Origin of the sequence: Pseudomonas sp. GL-R-26 (genome assembly GCF_019947365.1) — a bacterium.
GTDB lineage: Bacteria > Pseudomonadota > Gammaproteobacteria > Pseudomonadales > Pseudomonadaceae > Aquipseudomonas.
In genome coordinates, this window is record NZ_JAGYGI010000014.1 from 173,584 (window position 1) to 184,701 (window position 11,118).

8 protein-coding genes are annotated in these 11,118 nt (G+C 62.1%); 3 read left to right on the plus strand and 5 right to left on the minus strand.

Annotated elements, in window-relative coordinates:
- From KGA96_RS16780 to KGA96_RS16790, 3 genes are all read left to right on the plus strand, one after another.
- Positions 1–1,779 carry an acyl-CoA dehydrogenase C-terminal domain-containing protein gene (locus KGA96_RS16780; protein ID WP_223467387.1) on the plus strand — a complete coding sequence of 593 codons (1,779 nt, stop codon included), beginning with the start codon at positions 1–3 and terminating at the stop codon, positions 1,777–1,779.
- Positions 1,780–1,803: 24 nt separating this feature from the next.
- Positions 1,804–3,447, plus strand: a complete 1,644-nt coding sequence (locus KGA96_RS16785; RefSeq protein ID WP_223513721.1) for a fatty acid--CoA ligase — start codon at positions 1,804–1,806, stop codon at positions 3,445–3,447.
- 299 nt (positions 3,448–3,746) lie between these two features.
- Positions 3,747–4,094 (plus strand): potassium channel family protein, encoded by a 348-nt coding sequence (locus tag KGA96_RS16790; protein WP_046040256.1) that lies wholly within the window; start codon positions 3,747–3,749, stop codon positions 4,092–4,094.
- A 45-nt stretch (positions 4,095–4,139) separates the two neighbouring features.
- Here the strand turns inward: KGA96_RS16790 and KGA96_RS16795 are convergent, their stop codons facing one another.
- From KGA96_RS16795 to KGA96_RS16815, 5 genes are all read right to left on the minus strand, one after another.
- The gene (locus KGA96_RS16795) at positions 4,140–5,180 is read right to left on the minus strand and encodes a DMT family transporter (RefSeq protein ID WP_223513724.1); all 1,041 of its coding nucleotides are present in this window, start codon (positions 5,178–5,180) and stop codon (positions 4,140–4,142) included.
- Between the two features lie 259 nt (positions 5,181–5,439).
- Complete coding sequence (locus KGA96_RS16800; protein WP_046040259.1) at positions 5,440–5,661, minus strand: formate dehydrogenase subunit delta; 222 nt, start codon at positions 5,659–5,661, stop codon at positions 5,440–5,442.
- A complete protein-coding gene (gene fdhF, locus KGA96_RS16805) occupies positions 5,658–8,534 on the minus strand; it encodes a formate dehydrogenase subunit alpha (RefSeq protein WP_223513727.1) in 2,877 nt (958 codons plus the stop codon). The genes KGA96_RS16800 and fdhF overlap by 4 nt, the downstream gene beginning before the upstream one ends.
- On the minus strand, positions 8,531–10,090 hold the full coding sequence (locus KGA96_RS16810) for a formate dehydrogenase beta subunit (protein ID WP_223513730.1): 1,560 nt from the start codon (positions 10,088–10,090) through the stop codon (positions 8,531–8,533). Before KGA96_RS16810 ends, fdhF begins: the two co-directional genes overlap by 4 nt.
- Complete coding sequence (locus tag KGA96_RS16815; RefSeq protein ID WP_046040265.1) at positions 10,090–10,566, minus strand: formate dehydrogenase subunit gamma; 477 nt, start codon at positions 10,564–10,566, stop codon at positions 10,090–10,092. Before KGA96_RS16815 ends, KGA96_RS16810 begins: the two co-directional genes overlap by 1 nt.
- Positions 10,567–11,118 lie beyond the last annotated feature (552 nt).

Sequence of the window (11,118 nt, forward strand, 5' to 3'; positions counted from 1 at the left end):
ATGTCTGATTACAAAGCTCCCCTGCGCGACATGCGCTTCGTACTCAACGAGGTTTTCCAGGTGTCCCGGCTCTGGGCGCAATTACCCGGCCTGGCCGACGTGATCGATGAAGAAACCGCCGCCGCCATTCTCGAAGAGGCCGGCAAGATCAGCGGCGAAGTGATCGCGCCACTGAACCGCGCCAGCGACGAACAGGGCTGTACGTGGAACGACGGCGCGGTCACCGCCCCGGACGGCTTTGCCCAGGCCTATCAAGCCTTCGCCGAAGGCGGTTGGGTGGGTGTCGGCGGTGATCCGCAGTACGGCGGCATGGGCATGCCCAAGGCGATTTCGGCCCAGGTCGAAGAGATGGTCAACTCGGCCAGTCTGTCGTTCGGCCTGTACCCGATGCTGACCGCCGGCGCCTGCCTGTCGATCAAGGCCCACGCCAGTGAAGAACTGAAAGCGGCTTACTTGCCGAACATGTACGCCGGCATCTGGACCGGTTCGATGTGCCTGACCGAAGCCCATTCCGGTACCGACCTGGGCCTGATCCGCACCAAGGCCGAACCCCAGGCCGATGGCAGTTACAAGGTCAGTGGCAGCAAGATTTTCATCACCGGTGGCGAGCACGACCTGACCGAAAACATCATCCATCTGGTACTGGCGCGACTGCCGGACGCACCGGCCGGGCCGAAAGGCATCTCGCTGTTCCTGGTGCCGAAAGTGTTGGTCAACGCCGACGGTTCGCTGGGTGAAAACAACGCGCTGTCCTGCGGCTCCATCGAACACAAGATGGGCATCAAGGCCTCTGCCACCTGCGTGATGAACTTCGACGGCGCCACCGGCTGGATCGTCGACGCACCGAACAAAGGCCTGGCGGCCATGTTCACCATGATGAACTACGAGCGTCTGGGCGTCGGCATCCAGGGCCTGGCCCAGGGCGAGCGTTCGTACCAGAACGCCGTCGCATACGCCCGTGACCGCCTGCAAAGCCGCGCACCGACCGGCGCGCAGCACAAGGACAAAGCGGCCGACCCGATCATCGTGCACCCGGACGTGCGCCGCATGCTGCTGACCATGAAAGCCTTGAATGAAGGCGGGCGGGCGTTCTCCAGCTACGTGGCCCTGCAACTGGATATCGCCAAGTACAGCGAAGACGCACCGACACGCCAGCGCGCGCAGGACCTGGTATCGCTGCTGACCCCGGTGGCCAAGGCCTTTCTCACCGACATGGGCCTGGAAACCACCATCCACGGCCAGCAGGTCTTCGGCGGCCACGGCTACATCCGTGAGTGGGGCCAGGAGCAACTGGTGCGCGATGTGCGCATCACCCAGATCTACGAAGGCACCAACGGCATCCAGTCGCTTGACCTGGCCGGACGCAAGATCGTCGGCAGCGGCGGGGCGCTCTACCGCTTGTTCGCTTCGGAAATCCGCAACTTCACCGCCACTGCCTGCGCGGACCTCGGCGAGTTCACCCAGCCGTTGAACGCCGCCGTCGACACCCTCGACGACCTGACCGCGTGGCTGCTGGACCGGGCACAAAACAACCCGAACGAAATCGGCGCGGCCTCGGTCGAGTACCTGCACGTGTTCGGCTACACCGCGTACGCCTACATGTGGGCACGCATGGCCAAGGCCGTCATGAGCGGCGATGCCGAAGACGATTTCTACACCAGCAAACTGGCCACCGCGCGTTTCTACTTCGCCCGGTTGCTGCCGCGTATCCACTCGTTGAGCGCATCGGCCAAGGCCGGCAGCGACTGCCTCTACGAGCTGCAAGCTGATCAGTTCTGATCGTAAGGACAAGGAACCTTAAACATGATGGCGACAAAAATAATTCCGCCCGCCGACGGCGCCTATGCCTATCCCTTGCTGATCAAGCAATTGCTGCTGTCCGGCGTGCGTTACCAGCCGGGCCGGGAAATCGTCTACGCCGACAAGCTGCGCTACAGCTACGAGACCCTCAACAAGCGTATTCGCCGCCTGGCCAATGCGCTGACGGAGGCGGGGGTCAAGGCTGGCGACACCGTGGCCCTGCTCGACTGGGACAGCCACCGTTACCTGGAATGTTTCTTCGCCGTGCCGATGATCGGCGCGGTGCTGCACACCGTGAATATTCGCCTGTCGCCGGAGCAGGTGCTGTTCACCATGAACCACGCCGAGGATGACCTGGTGCTGGTGCATGACGATTTCCTGCCCCTGGTCGAGCAGATCCACGGACGGCTGGAAACCGTAAAAGGCTACCTGCAGCTCACCGATGACGAGGCGACCACGACCTCGCTGCCGGTGCTGGGCGAGTACGAACACCTGCTGTCCCTGGCCCCGGAGCAGTACGACTTCCCCGATTTCGACGAGAACTCGGTCGCCACGCTGTTCTACACCACCGGCACTACCGGCGACCCGAAAGGCGTGTACTTCAGCCACCGGCAACTGGTGCTGCACACCCTGAATGCCGTCGGCACCCTGGGCGTCTATCAGGGCCAGCCGTTGCTGCGTTCCGACGACGTGTACATGCCCATCACGCCGATGTTCCACGTGCATGCGTGGGGCGTGCCTTACGTCGCGACCCTGATGGGCATCAAGCAGGTCTATCCCGGCCGCTACGAACCCAATAGTCTGGTCAAGCTGTACCGCGAAGAAAAGGTGACCTTCTCCCACTGCGTGCCGACCATTTTGCAGATGATCCTCAACTGTGAAGAAGGCAAGGCGACCCGATTCGACGGCTGGAAAATGCTCCTGGGCGGCAGCGCGCTGACCCTGGGCGTGGCCAGCGAAGCCAACGCCAAAGGCATGGTGGTGCATGCCGGCTACGGCATGTCCGAGACCTGCCCGTTGCTGTGCCTGACCTACCTGCGCGATGAAGACCGCCAACTGTCCGCCGAGGCCCAACTGCCGACGCGCATCAAGACCGGCACGCCGGTGCCGCTGGTCGACCTGAAGATCATCGACGCCGAGGGCAACGATGTGGCCCATGATGGCGAGTCCCTCGGTGAAATCGTCGTCCGTGCACCGTGGCTGACCCAAGGCTATTTGAAAGAGCCGGAAAAAGGCGCTGAGCTCTGGCTAAACGGCTGGCTGCACACCGGCGACATGGCCTCGATCGACCCATTGGGCGGAGTGGAAATCAAGGACCGCATCAAGGACGTGATCAAGACCGGCGGCGAGTGGATCAGCTCCCTGGAACTGGAAAGCCTGATCAGCGAACACCCGGGCGTGATGTCCGTCGCCGTGGTGGGCATCGTCGATGAACAGTGGGGTGAACGCCCGATGGCCATGGTCGTGTGCGAACCGGGGCAATACCTCGACCGCAAGATCCTGGAGGTGCATTTGCAAGCCTTCGTCGACGGTGGGCGCATCAACAAATGGGCGATCCCCAAGCAGTTCAAGTTCGTGACCGAAATCCCCAAGACCAGCGTCGGCAAGATCAACAAGAAGCTGATCCGGGAAACTGAAGCGAACTGAGGGATAAACCCGCCACTGTTGTTGTAGGAGCGAGCCTGCTCGCGATGGACTCGAGAGCACCGCGTTTAACCGGTAAACACCCGTAATCGTTAACGACCATCGCGAGCAGGCTCGCTCCTACAAAGAATTCAACAGTGCGCTGTTTCTGGATAGTTTGCGGGGCGTCATCTTTGTCATAGTCCTCGGCAAAGATAACGCCCCGTCGGTCGCAGTTTTCAGCGCTTGTGCCAAGCTGAACGGGGTATTGAACCGCCGTGCATTCAATTGCCGGTCAGGCAAACCCCACGGAAGCCCACGACATGAACTTCACCCGTGCATCCAACGTCCGCAAAGAGTTCTACAAAGCCGTCTGGTTCTATTTCAAAGTGGTGTGGCCGATCTTCTCGATACTGCTGTTAGTGATCGTTGCGATTGGCCTCATCATCGCCCAGCTGGAGGGGTGGAGCCCTGATGACGGTGTCTACTTTGCCTTCGTGACGGGCCTGACCATTGGCTATGGAGAGCTGGTGCCAAAACTGGGTGTGTCGCGAGTGCTGGCGATCCTGCTGGGTTTCAATGGCGTGCTGATGACCGCGACATTCGCGGCGATCAGTGTCCGGGCGATTGAAGTGACCGTGACGGCGTCACGGCAGAAGGACGTCGAGTAGGGCGGTGATGGCCACGGCCATTTAAATGGCCGCAGCCTCCGGGGCTCAATGCGAGTGCCGGTGATGGATGTCGGGAAAGTGCGGATGACTGTGGACGATCGGTGAGTGTTGGTGAACATGGTGGTGCGGTTGTACACCATCCCACTCAAAGTCATGTTCATGCTGATGATGCTCATCATGGACGTGCTTGTGGTCATGGATTTGCGGTTCGTGCTGATGCTCGTGTAAGTGACTCTCGGTCAGATGAATCCAGACCCCAAGCCCCATCAGGCCGGCAGCGATCCAAAACACCCAGGTCACGGCTTCACCGAAAAACAGGATCGCTATCGCGGCTCCCAGGAACGGCGCCGTGGAAAAGTACGCCCCGGTCCGCGCCGTACCAAGCCCCCGCAACGCCAGGACGAACAGCACCAGACTAACGCCATACCCCAAAAAGCCCACCAGCAGGGTTGGCCCAAGAAGCGACCACTCTGGCAGGTGCATACCCAGCGCGATCCCCAGCGTGCAATTGACGGCCCCTGCCACCAGCCCTTTGGTGCCAGCAATAAACAACGCATCCGACGCAGACACCTTGCGGGTGAGGTTGTTATCGATGGCCCAACAAAAACACGCCACCGCCACCGCAACAGGCCCCAACCAGCCATGAGCCTCTGCCGAAGTGCGAGGCCACGCCAACAACACGCCACCGGCAACAATGGCCACCATCCCCGCGACAATGCGCCGGTCAGCGTTCTCCCTGAAGACCACCCACGCCATCAGTGCGGTCAACACGGCTTCCAGGTTCAGCAACAGTGATGCGGTGGTGCCAGAGGTGAGGGTGAGTCCAAACATCAATGAAACCGGACCCAGTACGCCACCGAACACAATGGCCCCGATGAACCACGGCCATTCAGGGGCTGTAAGGCCTGTCGGCTGCCAGCCACGATCACGGATCAGGCGGGTGAGCGTCAGCCCGACGCCGCTACCCAGGTAAAGCAGGCCGGCGAGGAGGATGGGGGACACGTTCAAGCCTAGCCACTTGGCCAAGGGCGTGCTGGCGCCGAACAGGGCAGCAGCGCCCAGGGCGTAGAGAATGCTTTTGGTCATTGTGGTTCCGGGGCTCAGGGGAGGCAGTCGTGAACAGGATACGCTTAGTGCCGCAAATGAGCGCCTGTGGCCTGTCCACACAACACAACCCCCTGACACAACCCCCTGTGGGAGCCTAATGCTGTTCACTTAAGGACGAACACTGTATCTGTGGCGAGGGAGCTTGCTCCCGCTGGGGCGCGAAGCGGCCCTAAAATGGGACTGCTGCGCAGTCCAGCGGGAGCAAGCTCCCTCGCCACAGTTTTTTTCAGCCAGCAGGCTAAGCCTCCCAACCCGCCCCGGTCACCGCCGCCTGCACCAGCGGGTGCAAGTCCGCCCCCTGGTGTTCCGTCTGCCAGGCCAGCAATTCCTTGCGCATGCTCGGCGCCCAGTACATCTGCATATGATTGCGCACGCTGAGCACCGCCTGTTGCTGGTCCGGCTGGCTGGCGAAGTACTGGGCGATCTGGTTGGCCATCTTGATCAGGTTGTCAGTACTCATTTGCGCACCTCGGCTTTCTCGGGGTGCCGACGTTCCTTCAGCAGACGATGCTGTTCATCACTGAATTCCTGGAAGCGCTTCTGCCACTCCGAAGGGTGATAAACCCGGCTGACTTCCACGGCGGTGACCTTGTACTCCGGACAGTTGGTGGCCCAGTCGGAGTTGTCGGTGGTGATGACGTTGGCGCCCGATTCCGGGAAGTGGAAGGTGGTGTACACCACGCCCGGGGCGACCCGTTCGGTGATCCGCGCCCGCAATACGGTCTGCCCGGCGCGGCTGCCGATGCCGACCCAGTCACCTTCATTGATGCCACGGCTCTCGGCGTCGGTCGGGTGGATTTCCAGACGATCTTCGTCGTGCCAGGCGACGTTGTCGGTGCGCCGGGTCTGGGCGCCGACGTTGTACTGGCTGAGGATGCGCCCGGTGGTCAGCAGCAGCGGATAGCGACTGTTGACCTTCTCCTCGGTAGGCACGTAGCCGGTGAGCATGAAGCGCCCCTTGCCGCGCACAAACTCTTCGATGTGCATGGTCGGCGTGCCGTCCGGTGCCTCGGCGTTGCACGGCCATTGCAGGCTGCCGTGGCGCTCAAGTTCCGCGTAGCTGACGTTGGTGAAGGTCGGCGTCAGGCTGGCGATTTCATCCATGATTTCTGACGGATGTTTGTAGTTCATCGGGTAACCGAGGGCATTGGCCAGGGCCACCGTGCCTTCCCAGTCGGCCTTGCCGCCCAGCGGATCCATGACCTTGCGCACCCGGGAGATGCGTCGCTCGGCGTTGGTGAAGGTGCCGTCCTTTTCCAGGAACGAGCAGCCCGGCAGGAACACGTGGGCGAACTTGGCGGTTTCGTTGAGGAAAATGTCCTGCACCACTATGCATTCCATGGCCGACAGAGCCGCGGTGACGTGCTGGGTATTGGGGTCGCTCTGGGCGATGTCTTCGCCCTGGCAATACAGGCCCTTGAAGCTGCCGCCCAAGGCTGCCTCGAACATGTTGGGGATACGCAGGCCCGGGTCGGGTTGCAGGGTGACGTTCCAGGCCTGTTCGAACTGCGCTCGTACCACCTCGTTGGAGACGTGCCGGTAGCCGGGCAGCTCATGGGGGAAGGAACCCATGTCGCAGGAGCCCTGGACGTTGTTCTGCCCGCGCAGCGGGTTCACGCCCACGCCTTCGCGGCCGATGTTGCCGGTGGCCATGGCCAGGTTGGCGATGCCCATCACCGAAGTACTGCCCTGGCTGTGCTCGGTGACGCCCAAACCGTAGTAGATCGCCGCATTGCCACCGGTGGCATACAGGCGCGCAGCGGCACGGATGTCGGCAGCGGGTACACCGCAGATTGGGCCAAGGGCTTCCGGCGAGTTATCCGCACGGCTGACGAACTCGCTCCACTGGGCGAAATCGCCAGGCTCACAACGGGCGTCGATAAAGTCTTGTTTGAGCAGTCCTTCAGTCACGATGACGTGGGCCAGTGCGTTGAGCATGGCGACGTTGGTACCGGGGCGCAGGGCCAGGTGATACTCGGCGCGGGCATGCACCGTATCCACCAGATCAATGCGCCGTGGGTCGATGACGATCAGCCGCGCGCCTTCACGCAGGCGGCGTTTGAGTTGGGAGGCGAACACCGGGTGGGCGTCGCTGGGGTTGGCACCCATCACCAGGATCACGTCGGCCTGCATCACCGAGTCGAAGCTCTGGGTGCCGGCGGACTCGCCCAGGGTTTGCTTCAGGCCATAACCGGTGGGCGAGTGGCAGACCCGCGCACAGGTGTCGACGTTGTTGTTGCCGAAGGCGGCGCGTACCAGTTTTTGCACCAGGTAGGTTTCTTCGTTGGTGCAACGGCTGGAAGTGATGCCACCAATGGAGTCGCGGCCATACTTTTGCTGCAACCGACGGAACTCACTGGCAGCGTAAGTCACTGCTTCATCCCAGCTGACTTCCTGCCAAGGGTCGCTGATGTTTTTGCGGATCATCGGTTTGGTGATGCGATCCGGGTGGGTCGCATAGCCCCAGGCAAAGCGCCCTTTGACGCAGGAGTGGCCGTGGTTGGCCTGGCCGTTCTTGTCCGGAACCATGCGCACCAACTGGTCGCCTTTCATCTCGGCGCGGAACGAGCAGCCCACGCCGCAATAGGCGCAGGTAGTGATCACGCTGCGCTCGGGCTGACCCAGTTCGACCACGCTTTTTTCCATCAGGGTCGCGGTGGGGCAGGCTTGCACACAGGCGCCACAGGACACGCATTCCGAATCGAGGAAGTTATCGCCACCGGCAGCGGCCACACGGGATTCGAAGCCACGCCCGGTAATGGTCAGGGCGAAGGTGCCCTGGGTTTCTTCGCAGGCGCGCACGCAGCGGTTGCAGACGATGCACTTGCTCGGGTCGTAGTCGAAATAGGGGTTGGAGGTGTCTTTCACGTCCTCCAAATGGTTCTCGCCTTCATAGCCATAACGCACTTCCCGCAGGCCAACCTGGCCGGCGACGGTTTGCAGCTCGCAGTTGCCGTTGGCCGAGCAGGTCAGGCAGTCCAGCGGGTGATCGGAAATGTACAACTCCATGACATTGCGGCGCAGCGTCGCGAGCTTGGGCGTCTGGGTGTGCACACTCATGCCTTCGCTGACCGGCGTAGTGCAGGACGCCGGATAACCGCGCATGCCGTCGATCTCCACCAGGCACATGCGGCAGGAGCCGAAGGCTTCCAGGCTGTCGGTGGCACAGAGTTTGGGAATGGTGGTGCCCAGCAGCGCGGCGGCGCGCATCACTGAGGTGCCTTCGGGCACGCTGATGCTGCGGCCGTCGATGTTCAAGGTGACTTGCACCTGGCTGTCGCGGGCCGGCGTACCCAGGTCAATGTCGGTTTTCGGGTCGAAGAGAGTGATCATTGTTCGGCCTCCGAGGCTTGCAGACCGAAGTCAGCGGGGAAGTGCTTGAGGGCGCTGGCCACGGGATAAGACGTCATGCCGCCCAACGCGCACAGCGAACCGTATTGCAGGGTGTCGCACAGGTCCTTGAGGATGATCACCTGTTCATCGCGACTGTTCTGGTCAGGTGCGGCCAGCAGACGGTCGATCACCTCGACGCCGCGCGTCGAGCCGATACGGCAAGGCGTGCATTTACCACAGGATTCCTCGGCGCAGAACTGCATGGCGAAGCGCGCCATGCGGGCCATGTCGAGGGTGTCGTCAGCCACCACCACACCACCGTGACCGAGCATCGCGCCGATGGCCATAAAGGCTTCGTAATCCAGCGGCGTGTCGAATTGCGAGGGCGGAACCCAGGTGCCGAGCGGACCACCCACCTGCGCAGCCTTCAGCGGCCGACCACTGGCGGTCCCGCCGCCGTAGTCTTCCACCAGCTCCCGCAGGGTCAGGCCAAAGGCACGTTCCACCAGCCCGCCGTGACGAATATTGCCCGCCAACTGGAAGGGCATGGTGCCCAAAGAACGGCCCATACCGTAATCGCGATAGAACTGCGCGCCCTTGGCCAGAATCAGCGGCACCGAGGCCAGGGTCAGCACGTTGTGCACCAGCGTCGGCAGGCCAAACAGGCCCTGCAATGCAGGAATCGGCGGCTTGGCGCGGACGATCCCGCGTTTGCCTTCGAGTGAGTCCAGCAGCGCGGTTTCTTCACCGCAGATGTAGGCACCGGCCCCGACGCGCACTTCCATATCGAAGGCCAGGCCGCTGCCGCCGACATTGGCGCCGAGATAACCGGCTTCTCGGGCGATGTTCAACGCTGCACGCAACGTGGCCACGGCATCCGGATATTCCGAGCGCACATAGATGTAGCCGAAGGTGGCGCCGATGGTAATGCCGGCAATCGCCATGCCTTCGATCAGCAGGAAGGGGTCGCCTTCCATCAACATGCGGTCGGCAAAGGTGCCGGAGTCGCCTTCGTCGGCGTTGCACACGATGTACTTTTGCGCAGCTTGAGTGCCATGCACCGTGCGCCACTTGATCCCGGCGGGGAAGGCCGCGCCTCCACGGCCACGCAGGCCGGAATCGAACACCGCCGTAGCGGTCTGCTCGCCGCCAATGGCGATGGCCTGGGTCAAACCCTCGAAACCGCCGTGGGCCCGGTAGTCGTCCAGCGACAGCGGCCGGGTAATGCCGGCGCGGGCGAACAGCAGGCGTTGTTGAGTCTTCAGATACGGCAACTCCTCCACCAGCCCCAAGGCCAGCGGATGAGCGGACGGCTCGCCTTGCAGTGCATCAAGCACCGACGGCACATCGGCCGCCGTCAGCGGGCCGAAACCGATCCGGCCTTGCGGGCTGTCCACCTCCAGCAACGGCTCCAGCCAATACAGGCCGCGCGAACTTGTGCGCTGCATCTCCAGCGGCAGATTGCGTTCCCGCGCCTGAGTGATCAGGGCCACCGCCACCTCATCGGCACCCACGGCACGGGCAAGGGAATCACAAGGCAGATAAAGAGTCGGCATCACGCGTCCTCCCGGCAAGCGTCGAGCAACGCATCCAGACGCTCGGCACTGAGCCGCGCATGCACCCGGCCATCCAGTTCCAGGGCAGGCGAACAGGCGCAGGCTCCAAGGCAATACACCGGACGCAAACTGATGCTGCCATCAGCACTGCTACCGTGATCGTCCAGTTGCAGACGCTCGCGCAACTGCGCGGCAAGCTGCTCCGCGCCACGGCTCTGGCACGACTCGGCCCGGCACAGCCGCAGGATATGCCGCGCAGGCGGCGCGGTACGGAAGTCATGGTAAAAACTGATCACCCCGCGAACCTCGGCCTGGCTCAGGTTGAGGGCATGGGCAATCTCGGGAACGGCGACATCGGGGATGTAACCGATGCGCTCCTGAATATCATGAAGAATGGGCAACAGCGCACCCGGGGTGCCCTTATGGCGCTCCAGCAGACTGTTGACCACAGGCAGGTGCAACATCTCATCAGGCATTCAGCAATCCTCACGGTCACGGACAAACCAGGCGGTCGTCGGTTGTCCGAAAGTGTCGGCTGCGGCATTCACACCACGTCACGGTATCGTGGCATCTACAGACCGTCGGCCAGGGCACCCTGAGCGGGCATCTTGTTGCGCCCGGCACGGTCTTCGCCGCGCCTCAATAGGGGCATAAAAGCCAGATTGCCACGCGGCCCTTGATTCGGCCGCACCAGAGCGACGTGTTTGGTTCTGTCTACGACCTTGTATTGAGTCTAGAAGAATGAGGCATCAGGCGCTGTAGCGGAGGGGAGGTTGCAGAAGTTATGCACAGCGGATTGCCTGTGGAGAAGGTGACGATCAAGCCCACTGGAAGCACTCAGAGGCTGGAAAAACCGAAGCAACCCGTTCCTGCTGGCGACGTTGACATTGCCATTAGGCTAGAGGGTGTCCTAGATTTTGTGTAAACGGGATTTTTATTAAACCGTTAACAGACGATCTTCGAACTGGATACTGAAGCGATTCAAGGCCGCTTTCCAGTCCCGGATCGGCATCGTCCACTTCTTGCTG